This is a genomic window from Xanthobacter albus (assembly GCF_043194895.2).
Taxonomy (GTDB): Bacteria; Pseudomonadota; Alphaproteobacteria; order Rhizobiales; family Xanthobacteraceae; genus Xanthobacter.
Genome location: NZ_CM195532.1, coordinates 3673799 through 3696261, shown reverse-complemented (window position 1 = coordinate 3696261; position 22463 = coordinate 3673799). Strand labels below are relative to the sequence as shown.

Genomic DNA, 22463 nt, shown 5'->3' with positions numbered 1-22463 from the left:
TAGTTGACGACCGCGTTTCAATCTACTAGTTTCCTTGTTCATGAGCGATTTTCGTCACCTTGTCGTCCGCGCCGTTGAGATTGCGGGTTCCCAGCAGAAGCTGGCCCAGGCGGCAGCATGCTCACAGCAGCAGATCTCGTATTTGCTCACGCGGGCGCCGAGCATTTCCGTCGAAATGGCGCTCAAGCTGGAGCGCGCCACTGGGGGCATCATCTCCCGGAATGAACTGCGCCCGGATATCTTCGGGGCAGCCGAAGTACGCGCGCCTGCCTCGACGGAACCGGCTGAAGGGAGCGCGGCATGAGCGTCCCCCTTACCGAAATCTTCGCGGAGGCCCTGGCGGCGAAGCCTGTACCACGCCGTCCGCCCAACGGCGGAACGAAGCTGTGGCGCGAGTGGCTGCATGACTACGGCCAGCTCGCGTTCGCCCGCGTCCACAGCGATGCCTCGCGTCGTTGGTACCGCCGCAGCCGCGAACTGACCTATGGCGTCGCGCTGAGTGATCCCCGGCGGGCCGTGTGGCGCGCCGAGTTCCGTGCACATCTCGCGCGGGTGCTCCGCTGGTATCGCCATGCCACGCCGGTCAGCCGGCGCCCAAGCCGGTGCCATGCTTTCGCGATGGAGGCGGAGCGCATCCGCATCTTCGGGGAGGACGCGTGATGCGTCATTCGTCCGGGGGGCCGAACACACGGCGCCGCTCTGCGATGGCTGCTTCATGGCGGCGCATCGCTTCCTGCAAGCTGATCGGGCTTCGTTCGGTGCCCGGCTGCGGGAAGATCGCATCGATCTGGCCCACCACATACTCGACGGACGGGGCGTCGCCTTCTCCGTGCGCGCCCGACACGATGACCTCCAAGTCCTCGGCGCTGATGATCTCCGAGAAATCGAGGCGGCGGATCAGCGCGATCACCAGCCGCTCCAGCACCACCACCCGCGCTTCCAGTTCTGTGCGGTTCATTCCGTTCTCCTTTTTCTGCGGCCACGACTCGCGCCTGCCAGCCCTGGATCGTGCCGCCTTCAACCCATCCAGTCACCTGCGGCGCGCCTGCCAGCATGTCGGGGATGACCGGACCAAAGTTCATCGTTCTAACCTCTCCTGAACTCCTCAAGCATCCACACGATGCACCAGGAGTTTGGCATGGTCATCCGCAATCGGGGGATAGTTATGTCAGCGGCGGCGTATGTTGACCGAGCGGCCAGGAGGGGTGTCCGGCTGCGTGACATCCTTGCCAACAGGCTTGGTCTTCCGGCCAGGGAGGCGGCGCCGCTGGCCGCCCATCGCGTGAAGGTGGGTGCAGGAACCTTCGACAATATCTGCCGTGGCCGGCTCAAAGGCATTGAGGCGCACATCAATGACACCCTCAAGGACGCCCTGGCGCGCGAGCTATGCGTCGAGATCGAGCGCCACGCGAACGAGCTCGCGCAGCTTCTGGCCGATGGTGCGGACGCTGATAGCCGCGAAGTTCGGGAGATTTCGTCGATGGTTGCGCGGCTGCGTTCCGCGCTGGGATCGGAGGCGTGACCGATGTTGAGCCCCGATGAGCTCCGCCGGATGCACAACGCTCTCAAGGTGGTGCTCAACACCTGCATCCGGGACCGCCGGGCCCTTACGCGCAAAGACGCGGACCACCTGCGCGCTGACCTGGAAGCCCTCCATCAGCATTTGGATGCCGCTGCCAATAAGAGGGGAGGGCCTCATGAATAAGAGTGTCCAGTTTTCCCGGAACCGGATGTTCCGGGCCCGGGAGAAACAGGAGGCAGTTCTGGCGTACGTAGCGGCATTCATCATGGAGCATCGGGCTGCGCCAACATATCGGCAGATCGCGGCAGCCACAGGTGTTGCTCTTAGCTCGGTCGGGCGGCAGATCGCTGCCCTGCGGTCGCGTGGCGCCCTCTCCGGTGATGCCGGGAAGCACAAATCCCTGTCGCTCCCGAACCGCGACATGGGCTTGCACCTGCATCTCCATCCTGAGGTCGTCGGGGAGCTCGTGATGTTCGCCACGCGCCAGGGCATCTCGGTGGAGACCGCCGCTGCCGAAGCGATCCGCGCCTATGTTGGAGCTGCAGCATGAGCACGTGGCATGAAGCGGAGCTCGCCATCGTCAAGCGCATGTGGGAGGCGGGCGAGAGCGCGCGGGAAACGGCCCGTGCCTTGGCTGAGGCCGGATTCGTCCGCAGCCGCAATGCCGTGATCGGCGCCGCCTTTCGGATGGGTTATCGGCGACCGGTGATCGTGGCGCCTGTCGAGCGCGCTGCGACCGTCGAGAAGAAGCCGCGCCGGCCGCGCGCGAAGCCTGCGCCGAAGATCGAAAGCCCTCGCTCGCCGGAGGAGCCGGAGCCCGAGCTGGTCCCTGCGGCGCCGTCGTGCCTGGTGTCGCCCGCCGGCGGCGTCGCCCTGGTGGATCTTGAGCATTGGCACTGCCGCTTCGTGGTGTCGGAGAGGCCATCACGATTCTGCGGGCGACCCAAGGCCTTCGGTACGTCCTATTGCATCGACTGCGTCCATCGCGTGTTCACCCCCGAGGGGGTCGAGCGTCTCAAGGCCGGCAAGAAGCCGCCGCAGCATGTGAAGGCGGCGGCATGACTTGGCCCTTCGGCGATCTCCGCCCGCTCTCTTATGGCCTGATCATGGTCGACTTCCCTTGGCGCTTTGCCAACTGGTCGGCCAAGGGCGAGGTGAAGAACCCGGTCTCCCACTACGCGTGCATGACGCTTGACCAGATGAAGGCGTTGCCGGTGGCCGAACTGGCTGCGCCGGATTGCCTGCTTTGGATGTGGGCGACCAATCCCATGCTGCCGCAGGCCTTCGAGGTCATGTCGGGGCTGGGGTTCACCTTCAAGACGGCCGGCCATTGGGCGAAGCGGACGGTGCACGGGAAGCTGGCGTTTGGCACGGGCTATGTGCTGCGCAGCGCGGGCGAGCCGTTCCTGATCGGCACCATCGGCAAGCCGGCCACCTCCCGCTCCGTCCGGTCGGTCATCGAAGGGCCGGTGCGCGAGCATTCTCGCAAGCCTGACGAGGCGTATGCCGCCGCCGAGGCGCTGGTGCCGGGCGCGATCCGGCGCGCTGACCTGTTTTCGCGAGAGGCGAGGCCCGGCTGGGACACCTGGGGATGGGAAGCCGGGAAATTCAACACCGCAGCATAGGAGCCCGAAAATGGCACGTCCTCGTGGGTCGAAGAACAAGCCGAAGATCGTCGAAGCCGCCGGTGCACCGCCTGCGGCCGGGCACAACCAGCTCACCGAGGAACAGCGCGAGGCGCTCTTCTTCCAGCACAAGAAGAAATACGAGCAATTCCTCGCCGCCAAGAAAAAAGCGGACGCGGAGCTGAAAAACGCCTGCAAGCTCGCCAAATCCGAGGTCGGCGACGATGCAGTGGAGCGCATCAAATACGCCATTGAGCTTGAGAGCGAAGAAGGCGAGGCCCGGTTGAAGGAGCGCATCGCCCGCCAAATGGAAGTGGCGCGCTGGATGGGCTTGCCCGTCGGCGCTCAATCCGAGCTGTTCGGCGACGACCGCACGCCCGCCGAGGACAAGGCCTATGCCGAGGGCAAGCGCGCTGGCATGGCTGGCAACGAGCGGCGGCCACCGAACTATGACGCCTCCTCTCCCCAGGCGCAGGCATGGCTGCGCGGCTACGACGCCGGGCAGGAGGTGAACCGCTCCCTCATGGCCGATGCCATCCGGCCGCTGTCCACCGTGCCGGAGCCCACGCGCGATCCCTTCGACGACGCCCTCGACGCGGCCGAGACCGAGGACGCCTGACCCATGCGCATCGCCGGTCTCGACATCGCCACCAACACAGGCATCGGCCTCATCCTGGGGGAGGAGGTGCGCGCCGCGTCGTTCCGTCCCCGGGAGAAGCGACCCTTCGGCCTCGGGGCCGGAGAGCTGGACTTCGCCTACGAGGGCCGCATCGCCCGCGAGTTCCGGGACTGGCTGCGCCCGCTGCTGGTGGCCGAGTGCATTGAGGCGGTGGGCATCGAAAAGCCGCTCCCTCCGAACGTCACCTATCGCAAGCCCATCGTGGATCGGTCCACCGAGTGGGCAGGGACAGCGATCCGCTACGAGGAGATGGGCGCAACGAACATGGGCACCATCTTCCGGATCTACAGCTTCGTGGGCGAGGCCTGCGAGCTGTGCGCGCGGCTGAACATCCCCGTGCACGTGTTCTCGCAGGATGCGTGGCGCAAGAGCTTCCTCGGCTTTTCGAAGGCGCCGAAGGGTACCAGCGACGGGTCGAAGTGGCTGAAGGATCAGGCCAAGGCACAGTGCGCCCGGATCGGGGTCGAGGTGAAGAACTCCGACGCCGCCGATGCGGTGGGCGTGGTGTGGCACCTGCGCGGGCTGCTCGATCCGCTCCGACAGGGGCTGTTCGCCGCGGCGGAGTGATCCGCCGTGGCCAGCGAAGTCGAACGGCTGCGGGATGAGAACGAGCTGCTCCGCCTGCGGGTGGAGGAGCTGGAGGCGATCCTGCTGCGAGCTCACACGCCAACGTCGCTCCGGCTGTCGACGACGCAGGGGAAGATGCTGTCGCTCCTGATGGCGCGGCCCATCGTGGCGCGGGGCGACTTCATGGCGGCGCTCTACAGCCTGGAGGTGGATGAGCCGCCGGACGACAGCATCATCAACGTCTTCGTGTTCCAGCTCCGCCAGAAGCTGGCGCGGCATGGGGTGGGCATACAGAGCAAGGTCGGCCGCGGTGCGCCGGGCTGGTGGCTGACCAAGGACGACAAGGCGAAATTGAGGGATTTGCCATGAGGGACGACGATTCCGAAGTCATCGCCGCGGGCCTGACTGCGCGCATTGAGCAGGTGCTCGACGCATATGCGCCGGGCTGGGTGGCGCATCGCGGCGCCGCATACCTGACGGCGAAAGGGCCGAAGGACTTGGGGTCCTTCAAGGTGAACTTGACCGGCCAGCACCGGGGCCAGTTCTACCGCTTCTCGCAGCAGATCGGGGGCGGCGTCATCAAGCTCTTAGCGTATTTGCTGAACGGCACCGTCGGCGAGCCGTCGCGCGAGGACTTTCGCCGCGCCTTCGAGGAAGCCCGCATCTTCCTCGGGATGCGTTCGGAGACGGCCGAGGCCGGCGCAGACCGCCGCCAGCGCCTGGAGAAGGCGGCGCAGGAAGCGCGTTCGCGCCGGGCCGAAGCGGAGCGTAAGGAGCTGCAGCGCCGGGCTCGCCGGGCAGAGACGGCCGGCGAGATGTGGGAGCAATGCGCCCCCATCGCCGGCACGCTGGCGGAGCGCTACTTGAACGGTCGTGGCATCCCGACCCCGCCCATGGGGTGGCCCGACGTACTCGGCTTTCATCCCGGCCTCGAATACGAGCTGGAAGCCGAGTGGGAGGGCGGGCGGAAGGTGCGCGAGGGGCGGGTGTTCCCGTGCCTCGTGGCGCGGGTGCAGGACATGATGGGCGCCACCATCGCAGTGTGGCGCATCTTCCTCGATCCGTCGACGGCCGGCAAGGCGCCGGTGGCGAACCCGAAGGTGGGCTTCGGGCCGGCCAAGGGCGGCGCGGTGCGCATTGGCGGGCTCGCGGAGATGATCGGGGGTGGGGAGGGATTGGAGAGCACGCTCGGGGCCTGGAGCCTCGAACGCTTCCGCTTCCCAATCTGGTCCACCTTGTCCACCTCGGGAATGAAGAATTTCGAGCCGCCGATCGAGGTGCAGCGTCTCAGCATCTATCCAGATGGCGACTTGCCGCCACGGCGCCCGGACGGGTCCATTGGAACGCCTCCCGGGATCGATGCGGCCCAGAAGCTGCGCGACCGCATGGTCCCGGCCGGCATCCCGACGGCGATCAACCCGCCGCCGTTCAATGGGGACTTCCTGGACGTGTGGAACTCGGTGCGGGGGGCGGCATGAGGCGTAAGATGCTCGTCGCCGATCTCCTGTGTGGTGCCGGCGGCTCGTCCACCGGCGCGCAGCGCGCGCTGGAGGCTCTCGGGCTCGAAATGGAGCTGGTGTGCATCAACCATTGGGGCGTTGCCATCGAGACGCACCGGCGGAACCACCCGGAGGCCCGCCACTATGTGCAGGACATCGCCACCGTGCGCCCGCACATCCTGGTGCCCGAGGGCTATCTCGACCTGCTGATGGCCTCGCCCACCTGCACGCATCACTCGGTGGCTCGCGGGGGCAAGCCCACCAGCGACCAGCAGCGCAGCGACCCCTGGCACATCATCACCTGGCTCACCGAATTGAGGGTGAAACGGATCATCATCGAGAACGTGTGGGAGTTCATCGGCTGGGGCCCGGTGGACCCGCGCACGGGCAAGCCCATCGCCTCGCGCAAGGGCGAGTATTTCCACGCCTGGATCGAGACCATCAAGCGCCTGGGCTTCGAGCCGGAATGGCGGAAGCTGAACGCCGCCGACTATGGCGACGCCACCACGCGCCAGCGGTTCATCCTGATGGCGCGCTCGGACGGGCGGAAGGTGTGCTGGCCCATGCCAACGCACCGCAAGCGCGCTGAGATTGCCGATGACCTGTTCGCCGGACAGAAGCCCTGGCGGCCGGCGCGCGAGATCATCGATTGGAAGATCAGGGGCCGGTCGATCTTCAACCGGAAGAAGCCCCTGGCGCCAAAGACGCTGGCGCGCATCTATGCCGGTGCGGTGAAGTTTGGCTGGCCGGAGCCGTTCCTTGTTGTGCTCCGCAACCACATGTCGGCGCAGACGCTCGACTGCCCGTTGCCGACGATCGCAACCGGTGGATTGCATATCGGTATCGCCGAGCCGGTCATCGTCAATATGAAAGGTAAATCGACCGCGTCGAGTTCGGCAGAGCCCTTGCCGACGCAGACAGCGCACGCTCCGCACCTGTTCTCGGCGGAGCCGGTCATCATCAATGGCCGCAAGGGCAACAAGGCGCAGGGTGTCTCCGAAGCCCCGATCCCGACCCTCGACACCAAGGGCGGGGTGTGGCTGGCCGAGCCTTTTGTGCTCTCCCAGGCCTCTGGTGGCGCGCCGCGCTCGGTGGGTGAGCCCATCCCCACCGCGACCACGGGCGGAAATGGCGCGGCGCACGCGCTGATCTCACCCTACTACGGCTCGGGCTCCGGCGAGACATGCGCCAGCGCTGATGACCCACTCCCCACCGTCACCAGCAAAGGCCGGTTCGGGATGGTCGTGCCCGTGACCCAATCCGGCGGCGGTGCGGGCGCCCGTGACGTTGCGGACCCCATTCCGACGCTCACGACAGCGAAGGGTGGCGAGTTCGCCATCGTGATGCCGGTCACCCACCACGACGGGAGCGACCGAGTGCGAGACGCCGGAGAGCCCCTGCCTACGGTGACCGGCGCGAACCGGGGCGAGCTGGCGTTCGTTGCCGCGCAGTTCGGCGAGCGCAATGGGCAGGCGCCGCGCGTCCACGACATTGCGGACCCGGCCCCAACCATCTGCGCGACCGGCCGCGTCAACCTCGTGGAGGCAACAGAGCAGTTCGACATCTTGTTCCGCATGTTGGAGCCGCATGAGCTGGCGGCCGCCATGGGCTTCATCGGCGAGGATGCGACCTACGAGTTCGCCGGCACCAAGACCGAGCAGATCAAGCAGATCGGCAACGCCGTCTCGGTGGCGAAGATGAAGGCCTGCGTCGGCGCCATCATGGCCGATGCCGCGCCCAAGCAGCGGGCTCCCGTCGAGTTCAAGGAGGCCGCCGAGTGACCGAACTCGTCCTCACCTCTCCCGCCTCGCCGTCCCGCCCCCGCGTCCGCCGTGGCGGCTGGTCCTGGGGGCCGGTCGAAGGCGCCCGGCTCCGCGTGCTGTCGCTCGGCGCCGGCATCCAGTCCACCACCATCCTGCTGATGGTGGCCCACGGCGAACTGCCGGCGCCCGACCTCGTGATTTTTGCCGATACCGGCGCAGAACCGCCCACCGTCTATGAGCACCTGCGCTGGCTATCCTCGCCGCAAGTGCAGGTGCTCCCGATTATCACGGTGACCGCCGGAGATATCCTGCACGACCTGCGGGAGCAGGTATCCGGGCGGGCGGGGGCAGTGGGCGGGCGGGCCCCCTCCGCGCCGTTCTTCGCGCGCGGCCGAGACGGCGGCGCTGCGCCGATTCGGCGCCAATGCACGGGCCACTACAAGATCGCGCCGATCAACGCCGAGGTGCGGCGGACGCTCGGCTATAAGCCCAGACAGCGCATACCGGCGGGATCGGCCGAGGTGTGGATCGGCATCAGCACCGATGAGGTGATCCGGGCGGGCGCGGCCCACGAAAGCTGGATTGTCAACCGCTATCCCCTCCTTGAGATGAGGATGTCGCGCGGCGACTGCGAAGAGTGGCTGCGCCGGAACGACTATCCGGTGCCGCCAAAATCTGCTTGCGTGTTTTGCCCCTATCGCAGCGACGGCGAATGGCGCCGACTGCGCGAGCGCGACCCGGAGGCGTGGGCCGTCGCCGTGGAGATCGACGGGTTGATCCGGGGTGGCATCGTGCGGAACGAGCGAGGCACGTCCACAGGCGCGCTCTTCCTGCACCGCACCCTCCAACCCCTCGACCAGGTGGACCTGCGCACCGATGAGGAGGCAGGCCAGGGCATGCTCATGGTCTGCGATGCGGGGTGCGGGCTATGAGCATAGACAACGCCATATTTTATTGGGGCGGAGGGCTAGCTCATGCCATCCAGTTCAGTAGTCTTCTCTTTATGAAGCCGCTCCATGCTTATAATTTGAGCGCGGACGCCACGCCATGTCAGTGTGGAAACAATCAATGCGGTGATGGCGCTCCCAATGGCGCTCATGAATGCCGCGTAAAATATTGCCTTTGTTTGAAAGTCTGCGTTATTGAACTCTTCAGAAAATATAAACGTAAATGCGAAGAATGCGAATGCTATTCCTCCAAATATCATGAATATGTGCTCTCGTTTTGTGAGCAGAAATTCACTAAATTTGGAATTAGTTTCAGGGTTATTTGCATTGTCCATAATATGGATGGACAGCAGGACCGCAGTAACCAGAGCTGTCAGTGCTGCTACTGGATAGTTTGGGTTTTTCCAGAAATTATCGATGCTCAGGCCGATGATGATGCCAAATGCCGTGCCCGCGGAGAGGAGTATCGTTGGGTTCATGTATTCGCTCATGGGGTTGCCAGTGCTGTGCGCCCTTTACGTGTGCGCCGCGCCCATCACTTTGCATGGTTGTTCACGGCCCGCGATATGACATGGCGTAGCAGGACTGGGGAGCCGCAATGACCTCCCACCGCGAACTCCCCCATAACCCCGCCGCCGAGCGCGCGGTCCTGGGCGCCTGCCTCAAGAGCGAGCAGGCGTTCTGGCAGATTGCCGACACCCTGCGCGCGGACCAGTTCTACGCCCCGCTCCACCAGCAGATTTTCGGCGTGGTCCGGGACATCTGCACCGAGGGGCGCATGTCTCTCGCGCTGGTGGCGGCGCGCTTGCCCCATGAGGACGACGAGGGGGCCTCCATCCCGGCCTATCTCGCCGTGCTGCTCAAGGATGCCGAGGACGCCGGGAGCCCGGCGGACTTTGCCCAGGACATCGCCGATGCCGCGGCACGCCGCCAGCTCATTGCCCTCGCCGAATCCCTCCTCAAGGGGGTGAAGGCGGGCGAGAAGGGGCCCATGGACCTTGCCGCCGAGGCGAATGCCGGCCTCACCGATGTGATGCAGGTGGCAAGCCCCAAGCGCCCGCGCCGGCTCTCCGAGGTGGTGGCCAAGGTGGCGGGCGCGGCGAAGATGGCCAGTGAGCGCGACGTGCTGCCCGGCTTCGGCGCGGGGCTGCCCAGCCTGGATGAAATCCTCGGACGCATCCTGCCCGGCGATCTCATGTTCCTGATGGGCGCCCAGGGCGACGGCAAGTCGGCGCTCGCCATGCAGGTGGGCATGCACATTGCGCGCTCCGCTCCGGTGCTGGTGGTGCAGCTCGAAATGACGGCCGAGCAGGTGGGCGCTCGCGAGCTGGCGGCGGCCTCTGGCATCACGGTGGGCGACATCCAAGAGGGCGCGTTCGATTTCGCCCAGCGCGACGCGATCCTGGCGGCGCAGAAGCGCTTGGAGGTGCCCGAGCTGATGGTGCTGGACGACACCAAGCTCACCATTCGCCAGATCCGCTCCCATTGCATTGCCATGAAGCGGACGCGCGGGCTGGGTGCACTCATCATCGACCAGCTCGACAAGATCCGCCCCGAGGGCCGGCACAAGGACCGGTTCGAGCGCCTCGCCGAGGTGACCGGTGATCTGAAGGTGCTGGCCAAGGACCTGATGGTCCCGTTGATCGTGCTTGCCCAGCGCACCCGCGGCGGCCAGCGGCGAGAGGACCCGACGCCCCATCTCCTCGACGCCGATGCACCGAGCATCGAGCGCGACGCGGACATCGTGCTGGCGGTCTGGCGCCGGGAGACCTGGCTCCGGGCTAACCGGCCGAACGAGAAGGCCGGCGGCGAGGCCATGGACAAATGGGAAGCGGACATCCGGCGGTTCTCGGGTTCCGCCCAGATCATCACCCTGAAGCATCGGCGCCGGAAAACGTTCGAGGAGCGAACGCTGAAGTGGATCGGAGAACTCACGCGTTTCGAGGAACTGGAATGATGACCGAGAAGCTCATCGCGGATGCCCGCACAGCCCGCGCCCGAAAAGGCTACCAGAATAGCCTTGGTCAGCATCTGGAGCGGGAGCAGGCGCGGGCCGACATGTACGACATGCTCGATTTCGTGCTGGAGAAGGACACGAAGGGAGCGCGGCGCATCGCTGCCATCCAGGAGCGCGTTGCGGCCGCGCAGCTTGCTGCACGCCGCGCTGGCGATCCCTTGAACCTGACCGGTCACACCAAGCCGGCGAAGCCTTCGAAGGCAGAGCGCAAGGCCACAGCGAAGGTAGAGCGCCGGCAGACGGAGACGGTGGTCGATGCCGACGGCATCTTTCGGCGCGTCGAGGTGAAAGGCATCTCGCTCCGCGGACTCGATCAGCACCAGATCCGGGCGGCGGACGACTTCGAGCGAGATTGGAATTCCGCATTCAAGGGGCTCGGCTCCCGTGGGTTCGAACCGGCGGTGGATGGCGGCGGCCACGGGAGCAGGGAGCATCTCGCACGCGTGGAGGCTCAGGGCCGACTGCGGAAGCTTGAGGCCATCCTCGGGGGGCGGGACTGGGTCATCCTGAAGGCTGTGGTGCTATGCGGCGCCGGCCCGGCCGAGGCACACCGCAGGGGCGGCCCGCAGCATGTGGTTGTGAGCCATGAGATTAGGCGGGTGCTGAACCGGGTGGCCGGCTTCTATCGCCCCGGCGCACGGCACCGTGACGCCATGCTGGATGCATGCGCGAGCATCGTGAGGGAGATGGAGCGCGAGGTGTCGGTATGAGCCCTCGGGGTGGTGTGTCGACGCGCGCTCTGCATACGAGATGTTGACACAGGGACTCGGTTCGTGATTCGTTCTCTATATCGCCAACGAATCGCTCTTGCGCCGCCCCCGAGATGGCGCAACGCCCCGCCGCCGAGTTTGCGCCCTCTTTCGCGGCGGCGGGGCACCCAGGTTTCGCGCTCCGGCGCGTGAGTTCGACGCGGCCGGCGGACAAGGCTTTGGCCCGTGAGCAAGTAGGCCCTCCGGCGGGAGGCGTAGCGGGGAGATCGCGGCCCGCACCATGAGGCTGCGCCAGCGCCCGTCGAGTGACCGCCGCAGCCGAACGCAAGCCGGGGTGGGTAGCGAGTGGCCGAGTCCGCGTCGACCTCAAGACCATGGTTCCCCCAGGGCTGCCAGGGCTGACCTCCCGGCGCATCATTTCGCAAATGCCTTCGCTCTCGGGATGGCACACAAGAGCCCCGAGAGATGCTGGCATGCTCCACGGCCTCGGGTGGCAGCCCGAGGCCGTTTCATTTTCGGGATGTCACATGGACGACTTGGAGCGCAAAGCCGTGTTCCTTTCCACCCTACACCGCCTGCGCCAGACCATCGATGCTGAGCCCGGCGAGTTCGCATCCATGCTGATGGAAGCGGCGATGCTCTTGGCCCCTGAGATGTTCGATTTCGGGGATGACGATGATGACGACGCCATGTGTGAGGTCATGCAGTGACCTGTCTGCGCTGCCTCAAAGCGCGCCGGGCCCTCGCTGAGGCGGCCAAGGCCGGGGTGAAGGGTGACATGGAGACGGCTGCGTACCAGGCACGCGCCGCCGGCGTGCAGATCGCGGCGAAAGTGAAGGACGCTCTCGCGAAGCCGAAATGACCAGCAAACCGAAAGCAGACTGGGACGCCATCGAGCGGGAGTTCCGCGCCGGGCAACTTTCCAACCGTGAGATCGCGGCCCGCTTCGGTGTCACCGAAGGCGCCATCCGCAAGAAGGCGAAGGCGGCCGGGTGGGAGCGAGACCTCGCGGACAAGGTGCGCAATGAGGTGCGCGCCAAGCTGGTACGCATCGACGGTACGCAGTCGGGTACGCAGCAAGAACGTGCGAAGGCGGACAGGGAGATCGTGGAGATGGTCGCCCTGCGCGGGGTCGAGGTGCAACTCTCTCACCGGCGCGACCTTCAGAAGCTCCACGCGCTGAAGCGGATCATCGTCGAGCGGCTGGAGACGTATCTGTTGGGGGGCGTCCCGGACGGGCCGTGCATGGGGGACAAGGAGAGCCCCGGCGACCTCCTGGAGAAACTCTCCCGTGTCACCTCGCGGTTGATCCCCTTGGAGCGGCAGGCACACAGCCTCGATGATGACGCGGTTCGCGTTGAGCACACCGGCCGCGGCGGCGGCGTGATCGAAGTTGCCGCGTTGACCTCCGACGAACTGCGGGAGCGCTTGAAGGAACGTGGCCTCCCAACCCGGATTTTCGACCAGTGACCTCGATCTGCTGGAGCAGCTTGCCGTCCACGAGGCGCGAGATCGGTTCTGGGCCTACCGGCAATACCTGACCCCGAGCATCAAGATCGGGTGGTGGCAGCGGGAAGTCGCGGGTCATCTCCAGCAGTTCAAGGCGGACCTTCTGGCGGGCGCGGCGCCCATGCTGGTGATCCAGGCCCCGCCGCAGCACGGCAAGTCGTTCCAGGTGATCGAGTGGGTCTCATGGTTGGTGGGGCATGCCCCGGACCTGCGATGCATTTACGCCAGCTTTTCCGAGCGCCTGGGGGTGAGGGCGAACCTCCGGCTCCAGAGGATTTTCGACGGGGCGAAGTATAAAGGGTTATTCCCCGGTACGCGGATCAATTCCTCCAATGTCGTGACCCTCTCGGGTCAGCACCTGCGGAACCGAGAGATCCTCGAATTCGTGGACCGCGAAGGTTATTTTCGCAATACAACGGTGCGCGGCCCAATTACCGGCGAAGGGCTCGACCTCGGCATTATCGACGACCCCATCAAGGGCCGAGAGGAGGCGAACAGCCAGACCATCCGGGATAAGACCTGGGACTGGCTGATGGACGACTTCTTCACCCGCTTCTCGGAACACGCCGGGCTGCTGGTGATCCTCACCCGGTGGCACATCGACGACCCCATCGGGCGGCTGATCGAGCGCGAGCCCAAGGTGAAGGTGCTGCGCTATCCCGCCATCGCGGAGGTGGACGAGCCGAACCGCCGCGCCGGCGAGCCGCTGTTCCCGGAGCACAAGAGCCTCGACTTCCTGCTCCAGCGCAAGGCGCTGATGTCGGCCGGGAACTGGGAGGCCCTGTACCAGCAGAACCCCATGCTGGACGGGGGCAACCTGTTCAAGAGCGAGTGGTTCCTGGAGCACGACGAGCCGCCCCGGCTGAAGTGGCGCGCCATCTATGTGGACACCGCCCAGAAGACAAAGGAACGCAACGATTTCAGTGTCTTCCAGCACTGGGGGCAGGGGATCGACGGCAAGGCTTATTTGCTCGGCCTGACCCGTGGCCGGTTCGAGGCGCCCGAGCTGGAGGCGACGGCCCTGCGCCTGTGGAGCGAGGCGGCGAAGCTGGACCGGGATCGCTGGGGGGTGCTTCGGAAGATGGCGGTGGAGGACAAGGTGTCCGGCACCGGCCTCATCCAGGCTTTGAAGCGCAAAGCCATCCCCGTGTCACCCATCCAACGCGACCGCGACAAGTACACCCGGGCCCTGGACGTCGTTCCGTCCATCGCGGCCGGGCTGGTGAGCATTCCGAAATCGGCGCCGTGGAAGCGAGATTTCATGAGCGAAGTCCTGGCCTTCCCCGACGGCGCCCATGACGACCAGGTGGACCCCATGATGGATGCGGTGAGCGACATGTGCGGAAGTCCGCAACTGGTCATCCCCGACAGTGCCCTGGCGCGCTCGCGCGGGGTGCGCCTGTGACGGAGGCCCAGGACAAGCGCCGAGAGCGGAACCGGCGCTACTACGAGAGCCAGAAGGCCAAGAAGGAGGCGTCCCGCTCTGTGCGCATCGGCGACATGGCGCTGGCGCGCTCCCGGCAGAAGCCAAGGGCTGCTATCCCGAACATCTTCGCGCCAGCAGTGCCCCCCAGGAGCGTTGCGGCGGGCATGGCGCTCGACGGCGCCTACAACGAGACGCTCGGCTGGGCGCTCGGAGGACTGACCCAGGAGAGCGGCGTCACCGGGTTCCTGGGCTACCCCGTCCTGGCCGAGCTCGCCCAGCGCCCCGAATACCGGCGGATCTCCGAGATCATCGCCATGGAAATGACGCGCCGGTGGGTGCGCATGAAAGCGGATGGCGACGACGACAAGACGGACAAGATCAAGGCCATCGAGGAGGCCATGGCCCGCCTTTGCGTGCGCGATGTGTTCCGTGAGGCGGTGGAGCAGGACGGCTTCTTCGGGCGCGGTCACGTCTTCCTCGATTTCGGAGTGACGGACGATCGGGAAGAGCTGCGCCAATCCATGGGCGACGGCCAAGGCGATCTCAGCCGCCTGAAGGTGGCCAAGGGATCGCTGCGCCGGCTCAAGGCGGTGGAAGCCGTCTGGTGCTATCCGAACGATTACAACTCCTTCGACCCGTTGCGGCCGGATTGGTTCAAGCCCACGACGTGGATGGTGCAGGGCAAGGAGGTTCACGCCTCCCGGCTCCTGACCATCATCGGGCGCGAGGTGCCGGATCTGCTGAAGCCAGCCTACAGCTTCGGCGGGCTGTCGCTGTCGCAGATGGCGAAACCCTATGTCGACAATTGGTTGCGCACGCGCCAGTCAGTGGCGGACCTCATCTCGTCGTTCAGCGTCTTCATTTTGAAGACCAACCTCGCCGACAAGCTCACGATGGACCCGAACGGCGACGAGCTGTTCAAGCGCGCGGATTTCTTCAACAACCTCCGGGACAACCGTGGCCTCATGCTCACGGATAAGGAGCTGGAGGACTTCGCCAACGTCTCGACCAGCCTTGCCACATTGGACGCGCTCCAGGCCCAGACCCAGGAGCACATGGCCTCTGTGTCCGGCATTCCGTTGGTTAAGCTCCTCGGCATCCAGCCGGCCGGGCTCAATGCATCGTCCGAGGGCGAGCTGGAATGCTTCGAAGCCTGGATCCATGCGCTCCAGGAATCGATGCTGTCCGCACCGCTCCGCACCGTGCTGGGCTTCATCCAGCTCTCCCTGTTCGGCGCCGTGGACCCGGCCATCACCTTCGCCTGGGAACCGCTGAAGCAGGTCACCGAAAAGGACGCCGCGGAAATCCGCAAGATCAACGCGGAGACGGGGCAAGTCCTGATCGCCGGCAAGGTCATCTCGCCGGAGGAAGAGCGCCAGCGCATCGCCTCCGATGATGACTCGATCTACGACAGCATCGATGTGGCCGCGGCGCCGGGCGAGCGCCTGACGCCGGTGGAGAAAGCGACGATCGCGGCGGGCATCACCGGTGCCATCGTGCAGGCCGAAAGCTCCGGGCTGGTGGATACGCCGCTCGCTATGGAGGAGCTGCGCAAGCTCGGGCAGGCCACCGGCGTTTGGACCTCCGTCACTGAGGCGGACATCGTCGAGGCGAAGCTCGCCCCGCCGCCAGCTCCAGGGGGTTTTGGTGGGCCGGGCGCTCCTCCTTTTGGCCAGGACGAAGGCTTCAAGGAAGAGGACCACCCCAGGGGCGATGACGGGCAGTTCTCCGATGGGGCCGGTGAAGGCGGGCGCGATGGAGATGACGACGACGAGCGTGATCTCGACGATGACGGCGCGCCCCCGCCACCGTCCACGCTCTCGTCGTCGGAGCAAGCAGCATCCGTCGCCGCAGCGATTGGCGCCCGCGATGACCCTTATCAGGCCGTGGATGCGGAGCTCGGGGGGGTGATCGGACTGGGCGACCTCTTGTCGGACCATGAGCGCGACCTTCGGCGCGCCGCGCTGTTCGAGGCGAAGAACGCGGCGCTTGATGAAAAGGTGGCGCGTGGCACGACCATTGTCCTTGATGACCCCAGCGAACTGAGCGAACGCGATGCGGAGAAGATGGAGCGCTTCGTCGGCGCCCATTTCACACGCGACACGATGGGCGATGCCCTCGGCGCTCCCCTTGCCGCGGTCGCGAGCCGCCATGCTGATGACTTAACGGCTCTCGCGGGGTCCTTTCGGGATCGTGTCTCGTCGGAGGGGTTCGCAGGCAAGGACAGCCCTTGGAGCCCGGATGATTGGGAATCCGACCAATGGGCAAAACACGAAGACGATGAGGACTATGCCGGCCCGACGCCGGAAGAGACCGAAGCCGCGCGCCGCGAGGTGGAAGACCCCTGGATCGCCAAGACTTTCGGTGATGAGCTTTCGCTGGGACTGAAGGAGGCGATGACGCGCTTCGTCCGGCAAGACGAACTCGCCCCGGCAGCATTCACCGCGGACTTGCAGCGCTCCTTTTCTGGGCTCTCTGGCGGCGATGTGAAGGCGAGGATGGGATCGCCGTTCTTCGAGGCTCTCGCTGGGATGCGCAGCATCCGAGGGGCTGACTTTCAAAAGGTCGATTATTCCGGGGGCGATGACGACGAGTATTTCGCTCGGTACGCCGGCCTCGTGAAAGCTTCGCCTGAAGATGCCGCGCGTCTTGCCCCGAAGCTGACGGAGCGCATCGCCGCCTATCTGGAGCGGGCGCGCAAGGAGGGCACCTCCCGCCCTTTTGATGGTGGCATGGACGCGGGATGGGAAGAGGACGAACATCCGCGCGACGACGCGGGCAAGTTTACAGCCGGAGCAGGAAGCTCTGGCGGTGGAGGCAAGGTGAAGACGCAGGCTGAAGCCTCCGCAGCAAACCCGCGCACCGATGGCGTCCCGCGCGAGGCGGGAGAGGTGGTCGCATCCTTCACCAGCGATGCGGAGATGAAGGCCCATCCTGCTTATGCCGCGGCGAAGGCGGGCGACCAGGATGCGGCGCTCGACGTCGTGTCCGACCTCGTGAAGCCGGAGATGATCGAGCAGGCCCGCCAGCGCTTCGGCAGGGATGTGGTCTATGCGCCGGTCCACGCTGAGGAAGCGACTGGCAAGAACAGGTTGCCCACGGCGCTGGCGGCACTTTATGCCAGCGAGACTGGCGCGCATGCTGATGGCTCTATCGTCCAGGCAAACCGGGCCTTCCACACCGGCGCGAAGGCCATGGACCGCATGATCGCCCGCCCCCTATTCGAGGGTGAGGTAAAGCCCGGCGCCCGGTATGTGATCGTGGACGACGTGACGGTCATGGGGGCGACGGTCGCGGAGATGGCGCACCATATCCGCGCCGGCGGCGGAGAGGTGGCGGGCGTGGTCACGCTTGTGAATGCGGGCCGATCCGGTAGAATGGCCACCGCACCGCACCGCATCCGCGAGATCGAAAGGAGGTTCGGTGATGTCGTCCGACAAGAACTCCACATCGACCCCCGCGCTCTTACCGCGGACGAAGCCCAGTTCCTCCTCAACTTCCGAGATGCTGACGCCCTCCGAGATCGAATCTCTTCGGCGCGAGATGAGCGAGTCGCTCGACTATCTTCTAAAGAAGGTCGAGGCCCGGAAGGCGGAGCGGGAGAAGGCCGACAAGGCGGCCTGACCGGGAAGGGGGAGTGATGCTCCCCGCCCTGGAACTTGCCTTCGACAAGGCTAAGCCGAAGACCCCTGAGCAAAAGGCGTTCAAGCGGTCGAAGGCAACCGAGAAGCGCTATGCCAAGGCACTGCGCTTGGTGGCGCAGCACGTCCAATCCATCGTGGACGCCTTCGATCCGACGCCGGCCAACCCGGAGGATCCTGTTGATCCGGCCTTGTCAGCACAGATCGAAACGGCGCTGAACCGATACGCTCAGCAGTTGGACGATTGGGCCTTCGCTGTCGCCGATCGGATGGTGAAGGAAGTCGCAGCCCGAGACGAATCCTCGTGGTTCGAGGTGTCCCGCAAGATGGGGCGCGCCCTGCGCAAGGAGATCGCGGAGGCGCCCACGGGCCGGGTGATGCGGGAGCGCCTGGAAGCACAGACCGCGCTCATCACCTCCATCCCGAGGGAAGCGGCGGAGCGCGTTCGCAAGCTGACGCTTGAAGGGATCGTCCAGGGCACCCGGCCGGCGCAGATCGCCAAGGAGATCATGAGGTCGGGCGAGGTCGCCGAGAGCCGCGCCATGCTCATCGCACGGACCGAGGTGAGCCGGACAGCGACCGAGCTGACGCGGGCGCGGGCCGCATATATCGGCAGCACACATTTCATCTGGCGGACGGCCGGAGATTCTGACGTGCGGCCGACGCACCGCGCGCTGAACGGTAAGGTGTTCCGCTGGGACGACCCGCCGGAATGCGATCCGGGTCATCATGCTCTTCCGGGCGCGATCTGGAATTGCCGGTGCTATCCGGAGCCCGTCATTCCGGCCGAATACGACTGAGTTCCGCTTCCAGCTCCTCGATCCGCGCCACCAGTCGCTCGATACAGTCGGCCGCCCACCATTGTAGGTCGTCCTCGGCGAAGTGCTTCTTCATCAGGCCCAATTTGAACGCGGCCTCTGGCATGTCCTCGTTCAGTTCGTCGGTCTCTTCCTGAGCGGCTTCGCGGAGCATTTCCACCAACACATCCGGCGGAAGCGGCTCCAATCCATCGGTTGCAGGCTTTTGCATTCGTCCTCCTCGCGCGCCGGGGCGAGACGATAGCCCATTTCCTCATGAGGTCCAGAGCATGAAAGCCGAGGGTTTCGCCTTCGACCGGGCATCCGTGCGCGCCTACGACGCCGATGGGCGGCTCCATGTGCAACGGACCCCGATCAGCAAGGCCAACGTCTGTCCCTACTACGGGCGGGAGATCCCGGATTTCGATGGTCTCGGGCTCGATCCGGAGAAGGTTTATCAGCTCTACCGGGACCCCGACGAGCTGGCGCAGGCGGCGCCGACCTTCAACAACCTGCCGCTGCTGTCGCGGCATGTCCCGGTCACGGCCGACAGCCACCAGCCCGACCTGGTGGTCGGCTCCACCGGCACCGACGCCGTGTTCGATGCGCCGTTCTTGGCAAACAGCCTCGTCATCTGGGCCCGCGATGCCATCGGCGGCGTGGAGAGCAATGCCCAGAAGGAACTGTCGAGCGCCTACCGCTACCGCGCCGACATGACCCCCGGAGAGATCGACGGGGAGCCCTATGACGGGGTGATGCGGGACATCGTGGGCAATCACGTTGCCCTGGTGGTCGAGGGCCGCGCCGGGCCCGACGTTGTTGTCGGCGACTCCAAGGAGAACTCACCTATGGGCAAGACCGTGCTGTCGCGGAAAGCCGTGCTCGCGCAGGGGGCCGTGATGGCGTGCCTTGCGCCCAAGTTGGCCGCTGATGCGAAGATCGACATCACCCCGGCTTTTGCCGGCGTGACCGCGAAGAACTACGTGTCGAAGAAGCCGACCATCATCGCTGAGATCACCAAGCGGGTGTCCGGCAAGCTGGCGCAGGACGCCGACCTGGAGAACCTTCCGGGCGTGCTTGATGGGCTGGACGACATGACGCCGGACGAGCCGGTCCCGCTGCTGGCCGATCCCGTGAAGGATGCCGAGCCGGCGGACCCGCTGGCGGAGCTCAAGGCGCAGGTAGCGGCTCTCACCGAGGCCGTGGCGCGCATGCAGAAGGCCGATGCGCCGGCCCCGAAGGTCGCTCTTGGTGGCGATGAAGACCCCGATGAGGAGGAAGAGACGGTGGACAAGCCCGCCATGGATGCGGCCATCGCCGCCGCGGTGATGGCCGTGGAAGACCGTGCCAAGGCCGTCCGCGAGGCTGAGAAGGCGATCCGCCCCTATGTGGGCGAGCTGGCCGTGGCGCAGGACAGCGCTGATGGCGTGTATCGCGTCGCCCTGGAGATGCTGGGGGTCGATGTCACCGGCGTGCACCCCTCCGCCTATCCGGTGATCCTGAAGCACCAGCCGGTCCCTGGCGCTGCGGTGCGCAAGCAGGCCATCGCCCAGGATGCGGCGGCGGCCAAGGGCTTCGCTGATCGGTATCCCGACGCCAGCCGCATCCGCATCGCCTGAGCCCGGAGGAGCAAATACCCATGGCTAATTTCCAGACCCAGGTGAACACGGTTCCGGCGCCCGCCGTTGCCGGCGACTTCGCCACCACCAACCCCCGCTATTCCCTCCCCGCCGGGCCGGGCGGCCTCGTCGCCGGCGCCTCCGGTGTTACCGTGGGCCTGTTCGCGTGGCTCTCTTCGAGCACCGTGGATACTGATGGCGCCCCGGCTCTGGTGAATAACACCGGCTCTGGCGTCCCCGCAGGCATCGTGCCGCGAGAGCAGCAGGCACTCATCACCACCTACCTTCAGGAGGCCGGCAATCTGGTCCCCGCTGGTTTCCCGGTCTCGGTCCTGTCGGGCGCGGACCTGTGGGTGAAGAATGCCGGTGCCTCCGCGGTGACGGTGGGCATGGTGGCCTTCGCCAAGACTGCCGATGGCACCGCCTCCTTCGCCGCCGCCGGCGCGACCGTGTCCGGCAGCGTCGAGACGGCGTGGGTCGCGCGCTCGGCCGGGGCGGCCGGCGAGCTCATCAAGATCAGCCGCCTGCCCTGAGCCAGGAGACAAGCACCATGACTTTCCACAACATCCAGGACGCGAAAACTGCGTGGGCGGCTGACTCATCGATGCTTGAGCAGCTCGGTGCAGTCCTCCCCGACGTCGTGGCGTACACGACCGAGGCCGCGAAGCGAGACTTCTCCCTCGCGATGGACGCTCTGCCCGCGCTCTCCACCTCTCCGAACTCCGGCATCCCGGCGTTCCTCACCACCATGGTGGATCCCCAGGTCTTCAAGATCCTGTTCGCTCCCACCAATGCCGCGAAGATCCTAGGCGAAGTCCGCAAGGGCTCGTGGACGGATCAGACCGCCATGTTCCCCGTGGTCGAGCACACCGGTGAGGTGGCGAGCTACGGCGATCATTCGGATAACGGCCGGGCCGGCGCGAACACCGCCTTCCCTCAGCGGCAGAGCTACCTCTACCAGACCATCGTCGAGTACGGTGAGCTGGAACTGGAGCGCGCCGGCCTCGCGAAGATCAACTACGTGAGCGAGTTGGACGCCGCAGCGGCGACCACCATGAACCGCTTCCAGAACCTCACGTATTTCTACGGGGTTTCCGGGCTGCAGAACTATGGCCTCCTCAACGACCCGAATCTCTCGGCGTCGCTGAGCCCTGCCACGAAGGCGTCGCCGGCCTCCGGCAACACCTGGTTCAACTCCGGCGCTCCGAACTGCACCGCGAACGAGGTCTACAACGACATCCTCGCTCTCTTCACCGCACTGGTGGCGCAGACCGGCGGACTGGTGGATGCCGAGACGCCGATGGTTCTGGCGATGTCGCCGGCCTCCCATGTGGCTCTGAGCTTCACCAACAGCTTCGGCCTGACCTCGATGGACATGCTGAAGAAGTCCTATCCCAACATCAGGATCGAGACGGCTGTCCAGTATGGCGTGAAGTCGGCCTCCAATCCCCAGGGGGTGAGCGGCGGCAATCTGATGCAGCTCATCGCCACCAGCGTCGAGGGCCAGGAGACTGGCTACTGCTCGTTCAACGAGAAGATGCGCACGCATCCGATCATCCGGCAGCTCTCCGCCTTTCGGCAGAAGCGCACCGGCGGCACCTGGGGGGCGATCATCCGCCAGCCCTTCGCCATCACTTCCATGCTCGGCATCTGAGCCGGTCATTCCCCTCACAGCAGCCGGCCGGGCCCATCGCGCCGGCGTTTTTTATGGAGGCCACATGGCCGGAACTGTCTCCGTGGCGTGCAAGCTCCCCAATGGGCTTGCCCTGCGCGTCTTCAAGATGATCCCGCATTCCGAGCCCGTGATGGGCGGCGGCACGCGGGAAACTGAGATCGCAGTCCAGCTCGGCGAAACTGTCGTTCTCAAGGGCTATGCCGCGCCATTCGGCATGGCGCCCGACGCCCCGGTGGCGGGCGGCTATGCCGTCACCGTGGGGGTGGACGCCGACTTCTGGGCGACTTGGCTCGGGCAGAATGCGGAGCACCCCGCCGTGAAAAATGGCCTCATTTTCGCCGCCGAGCGTGTCGACTCCATCCAGAAGCAGGCGAAGGAGCAGGCGGAGATCAAGTGCGGACTGGAAGCCCTGGACCCCGAGAAGCCCATGCGGGGGGTTGCCAGGGCGGAAGCCAAGGCGGCCTGAC

Annotated in this window: 27 protein-coding genes; 24 read left to right on the top strand and 3 right to left on the bottom strand. The window is 65.9% G+C overall.

The window, feature by feature from the left end:
- Positions 1–40 precede the first annotated feature (40 nt).
- Both V5F75_RS16635 and V5F75_RS16630 read left to right on the top strand, forming a co-directional pair.
- On the top strand, positions 41–304 hold the full coding sequence (locus tag V5F75_RS16635) for a YdaS family helix-turn-helix protein (protein ID WP_394033897.1): 264 nt from the start codon (positions 41–43) through the stop codon (positions 302–304).
- Positions 301–660, top strand: coding sequence for a hypothetical protein (locus V5F75_RS16630; protein WP_394033896.1), 360 nt, complete (start codon positions 301–303; stop codon positions 658–660). The genes V5F75_RS16635 and V5F75_RS16630 overlap by 4 nt, the downstream gene beginning before the upstream one ends.
- Before the next feature lie 4 nt (positions 661–664).
- On the opposite strand, the gene V5F75_RS16625 is transcribed toward V5F75_RS16630, so the two are convergent.
- Positions 665–958, bottom strand: a complete 294-nt coding sequence (locus tag V5F75_RS16625) for a hypothetical protein (protein ID WP_394033895.1) — start codon at positions 956–958, stop codon at positions 665–667.
- A 180-nt stretch (positions 959–1138) separates the two neighbouring features.
- Here V5F75_RS16625 and V5F75_RS16620 point away from each other — a divergent pair, with 180 nt between their 5' ends.
- The 10 genes from V5F75_RS16620 (at position 1139) to V5F75_RS16575 (ending at position 8587) form a co-directional block, all read left to right on the top strand.
- Positions 1139–1522, top strand: a complete 384-nt coding sequence (locus V5F75_RS16620) for a hypothetical protein (RefSeq protein ID WP_394033894.1) — start codon at positions 1139–1141, stop codon at positions 1520–1522.
- Positions 1523–1697: 175 nt separating this feature from the next.
- Positions 1698–2072 carry a LexA family protein gene (locus V5F75_RS16615; RefSeq protein ID WP_394033893.1) on the top strand — a complete coding sequence of 125 codons (375 nt, stop codon included), beginning with the start codon at positions 1698–1700 and terminating at the stop codon, positions 2070–2072.
- On the top strand, positions 2069–2584 hold the full coding sequence (locus V5F75_RS16610) for a GcrA family cell cycle regulator (RefSeq protein WP_394033892.1): 516 nt from the start codon (positions 2069–2071) through the stop codon (positions 2582–2584). Before V5F75_RS16615 ends, V5F75_RS16610 begins: the two co-directional genes overlap by 4 nt.
- Positions 2581–3147 carry an MT-A70 family methyltransferase gene (locus V5F75_RS16605; protein WP_394033891.1) on the top strand — a complete coding sequence of 189 codons (567 nt, stop codon included), beginning with the start codon at positions 2581–2583 and terminating at the stop codon, positions 3145–3147. Before V5F75_RS16610 ends, V5F75_RS16605 begins: the two co-directional genes overlap by 4 nt.
- Positions 3148–3157: 10 nt before the next feature.
- Complete coding sequence (locus V5F75_RS16600) at positions 3158–3766, top strand: hypothetical protein (RefSeq protein ID WP_394033890.1); 609 nt, start codon at positions 3158–3160, stop codon at positions 3764–3766.
- 3 nt (positions 3767–3769) lie between these two features.
- Positions 3770–4393, top strand: a complete 624-nt coding sequence (locus V5F75_RS16595) for a hypothetical protein (protein ID WP_394033889.1) — start codon at positions 3770–3772, stop codon at positions 4391–4393.
- Positions 4394–4399: 6 nt separating this feature from the next.
- Entirely contained in the window at positions 4400–4762 is a 363-nt protein-coding gene (locus tag V5F75_RS16590) for a winged helix-turn-helix domain-containing protein (protein ID WP_394033888.1), read from the top strand.
- Positions 4759–5871, top strand: a complete 1113-nt coding sequence (locus tag V5F75_RS16585; protein WP_394033887.1) for a DUF7146 domain-containing protein — start codon at positions 4759–4761, stop codon at positions 5869–5871. Before V5F75_RS16590 ends, V5F75_RS16585 begins: the two co-directional genes overlap by 4 nt.
- Positions 5868–7673 carry a DNA cytosine methyltransferase gene (locus tag V5F75_RS16580; protein WP_394034090.1) on the top strand — a complete coding sequence of 602 codons (1806 nt, stop codon included), beginning with the start codon at positions 5868–5870 and terminating at the stop codon, positions 7671–7673. The genes V5F75_RS16585 and V5F75_RS16580 overlap by 4 nt, the downstream gene beginning before the upstream one ends.
- Positions 7670–8587: a hypothetical protein gene (locus V5F75_RS16575; protein ID WP_394033886.1), complete on the top strand. Its 918-nt coding sequence runs from the start codon at positions 7670–7672 to the stop codon at positions 8585–8587. The genes V5F75_RS16580 and V5F75_RS16575 overlap by 4 nt, the downstream gene beginning before the upstream one ends.
- 35 nt (positions 8588–8622) lie before the next feature.
- Here the strand turns inward: V5F75_RS16575 and V5F75_RS16570 are convergent, their stop codons facing one another.
- Entirely contained in the window at positions 8623–9093 is a 471-nt protein-coding gene (locus V5F75_RS16570) for a hypothetical protein (RefSeq protein WP_394033885.1), read from the bottom strand.
- Positions 9094–9200: 107 nt separating this feature from the next.
- On the opposite strand from V5F75_RS16570, the gene V5F75_RS16565 reads away from it, so the two are divergent.
- The 8 genes from V5F75_RS16565 (at position 9201) to V5F75_RS16530 (ending at position 18705) form a co-directional block, all read left to right on the top strand.
- Positions 9201–10559 carry a replicative DNA helicase gene (locus V5F75_RS16565; protein WP_394033884.1) on the top strand — a complete coding sequence of 453 codons (1359 nt, stop codon included), beginning with the start codon at positions 9201–9203 and terminating at the stop codon, positions 10557–10559.
- A complete protein-coding gene (locus V5F75_RS16560; RefSeq protein WP_394033883.1) occupies positions 10556–11329 on the top strand; it encodes a hypothetical protein in 774 nt (257 codons plus the stop codon). Before V5F75_RS16565 ends, V5F75_RS16560 begins: the two co-directional genes overlap by 4 nt.
- 527 nt (positions 11330–11856) lie before the next feature.
- Positions 11857–12039 (top strand): hypothetical protein, encoded by a 183-nt coding sequence (locus tag V5F75_RS16555; protein WP_394033882.1) that lies wholly within the window; start codon positions 11857–11859, stop codon positions 12037–12039.
- Entirely contained in the window at positions 12036–12191 is a 156-nt protein-coding gene (locus tag V5F75_RS16550) for a hypothetical protein (RefSeq protein WP_394033881.1), read from the top strand. The genes V5F75_RS16555 and V5F75_RS16550 overlap by 4 nt, the downstream gene beginning before the upstream one ends.
- Entirely contained in the window at positions 12188–12799 is a 612-nt protein-coding gene (locus tag V5F75_RS16545) for a hypothetical protein (protein WP_394033880.1), read from the top strand. Before V5F75_RS16550 ends, V5F75_RS16545 begins: the two co-directional genes overlap by 4 nt.
- Positions 12768–14243, top strand: a complete 1476-nt coding sequence (gene terL / locus V5F75_RS16540; protein WP_394033879.1) for a phage terminase large subunit — start codon at positions 12768–12770, stop codon at positions 14241–14243. Before V5F75_RS16545 ends, terL begins: the two co-directional genes overlap by 32 nt.
- Complete coding sequence (locus V5F75_RS16535; RefSeq protein WP_394033878.1) at positions 14240–17905, top strand: anti-CBASS protein Acb1 family protein; 3666 nt, start codon at positions 14240–14242, stop codon at positions 17903–17905. The genes terL and V5F75_RS16535 overlap by 4 nt, the downstream gene beginning before the upstream one ends.
- Positions 17905–18705, top strand: a complete 801-nt coding sequence (locus V5F75_RS16530; protein ID WP_394033877.1) for a phage head morphogenesis protein — start codon at positions 17905–17907, stop codon at positions 18703–18705. The genes V5F75_RS16535 and V5F75_RS16530 overlap by 1 nt, the downstream gene beginning before the upstream one ends.
- On the opposite strand, the gene V5F75_RS16525 is transcribed toward V5F75_RS16530, so the two are convergent.
- Positions 18683–18934, bottom strand: a complete 252-nt coding sequence (locus tag V5F75_RS16525; RefSeq protein ID WP_394033876.1) for a hypothetical protein — start codon at positions 18932–18934, stop codon at positions 18683–18685. The genes V5F75_RS16530 and V5F75_RS16525 overlap by 23 nt on opposite strands.
- 58 nt (positions 18935–18992) lie before the next feature.
- On the opposite strand from V5F75_RS16525, the gene V5F75_RS16520 reads away from it, so the two are divergent.
- From V5F75_RS16520 to V5F75_RS16505, 4 genes are all read left to right on the top strand, one after another.
- On the top strand, positions 18993–20321 hold the full coding sequence (locus tag V5F75_RS16520) for a DUF2213 domain-containing protein (protein WP_394033875.1): 1329 nt from the start codon (positions 18993–18995) through the stop codon (positions 20319–20321).
- 20 nt (positions 20322–20341) lie between these two features.
- The gene (locus tag V5F75_RS16515) at positions 20342–20854 is read left to right on the top strand and encodes a structural cement protein Gp24 (protein ID WP_394033874.1); all 513 of its coding nucleotides are present in this window, start codon (positions 20342–20344) and stop codon (positions 20852–20854) included.
- Positions 20855–20871: 17 nt separating this feature from the next.
- On the top strand, positions 20872–21975 hold the full coding sequence (locus V5F75_RS16510) for a major capsid family protein (protein ID WP_394033873.1): 1104 nt from the start codon (positions 20872–20874) through the stop codon (positions 21973–21975).
- Between the two features lie 64 nt (positions 21976–22039).
- Complete coding sequence (locus tag V5F75_RS16505; RefSeq protein ID WP_394033872.1) at positions 22040–22462, top strand: hypothetical protein; 423 nt, start codon at positions 22040–22042, stop codon at positions 22460–22462.
- Position 22463 lies beyond the last annotated feature (1 nt).

Coding starts and splice junctions, on each gene's coding strand:
- V5F75_RS16635 (WP_394033897.1), top strand. CDS start 41: ATGAGCGATTTTCGTCACCTTGTCGTCCGCGCCGTTGAGATTGCGGGT.
- V5F75_RS16630 (WP_394033896.1), top strand. CDS start 301: ATGAGCGTCCCCCTTACCGAAATCTTCGCGGAGGCCCTGGCGGCGAAG.
- V5F75_RS16625 (WP_394033895.1), bottom strand. CDS start 958: ATGAACCGCACAGAACTGGAAGCGCGGGTGGTGGTGCTGGAGCGGCTG.
- V5F75_RS16620 (WP_394033894.1), top strand. CDS start 1,139: ATGGTCATCCGCAATCGGGGGATAGTTATGTCAGCGGCGGCGTATGTT.
- V5F75_RS16615 (WP_394033893.1), top strand. CDS start 1,698: ATGAATAAGAGTGTCCAGTTTTCCCGGAACCGGATGTTCCGGGCCCGG.
- V5F75_RS16610 (WP_394033892.1), top strand. CDS start 2,069: ATGAGCACGTGGCATGAAGCGGAGCTCGCCATCGTCAAGCGCATGTGG.
- V5F75_RS16605 (WP_394033891.1), top strand. CDS start 2,581: ATGACTTGGCCCTTCGGCGATCTCCGCCCGCTCTCTTATGGCCTGATC.
- V5F75_RS16600 (WP_394033890.1), top strand. CDS start 3,158: ATGGCACGTCCTCGTGGGTCGAAGAACAAGCCGAAGATCGTCGAAGCC.
- V5F75_RS16595 (WP_394033889.1), top strand. CDS start 3,770: ATGCGCATCGCCGGTCTCGACATCGCCACCAACACAGGCATCGGCCTC.
- V5F75_RS16585 (WP_394033887.1), top strand. CDS start 4,759: ATGAGGGACGACGATTCCGAAGTCATCGCCGCGGGCCTGACTGCGCGC.
- V5F75_RS16580 (WP_394034090.1), top strand. CDS start 5,868: ATGAGGCGTAAGATGCTCGTCGCCGATCTCCTGTGTGGTGCCGGCGGC.
- V5F75_RS16570 (WP_394033885.1), bottom strand. CDS start 9,093: ATGAGCGAATACATGAACCCAACGATACTCCTCTCCGCGGGCACGGCA.
- V5F75_RS16565 (WP_394033884.1), top strand. CDS start 9,201: ATGACCTCCCACCGCGAACTCCCCCATAACCCCGCCGCCGAGCGCGCG.
- V5F75_RS16560 (WP_394033883.1), top strand. CDS start 10,556: ATGATGACCGAGAAGCTCATCGCGGATGCCCGCACAGCCCGCGCCCGA.
- V5F75_RS16555 (WP_394033882.1), top strand. CDS start 11,857: ATGGACGACTTGGAGCGCAAAGCCGTGTTCCTTTCCACCCTACACCGC.
- V5F75_RS16545 (WP_394033880.1), top strand. CDS start 12,188: ATGACCAGCAAACCGAAAGCAGACTGGGACGCCATCGAGCGGGAGTTC.
- V5F75_RS16530 (WP_394033877.1), top strand. CDS start 17,905: ATGCTCCCCGCCCTGGAACTTGCCTTCGACAAGGCTAAGCCGAAGACC.
- V5F75_RS16525 (WP_394033876.1), bottom strand. CDS start 18,934: ATGCAAAAGCCTGCAACCGATGGATTGGAGCCGCTTCCGCCGGATGTG.
- V5F75_RS16520 (WP_394033875.1), top strand. CDS start 18,993: ATGAAAGCCGAGGGTTTCGCCTTCGACCGGGCATCCGTGCGCGCCTAC.
- V5F75_RS16515 (WP_394033874.1), top strand. CDS start 20,342: ATGGCTAATTTCCAGACCCAGGTGAACACGGTTCCGGCGCCCGCCGTT.
- V5F75_RS16510 (WP_394033873.1), top strand. CDS start 20,872: ATGACTTTCCACAACATCCAGGACGCGAAAACTGCGTGGGCGGCTGAC.
- V5F75_RS16505 (WP_394033872.1), top strand. CDS start 22,040: ATGGCCGGAACTGTCTCCGTGGCGTGCAAGCTCCCCAATGGGCTTGCC.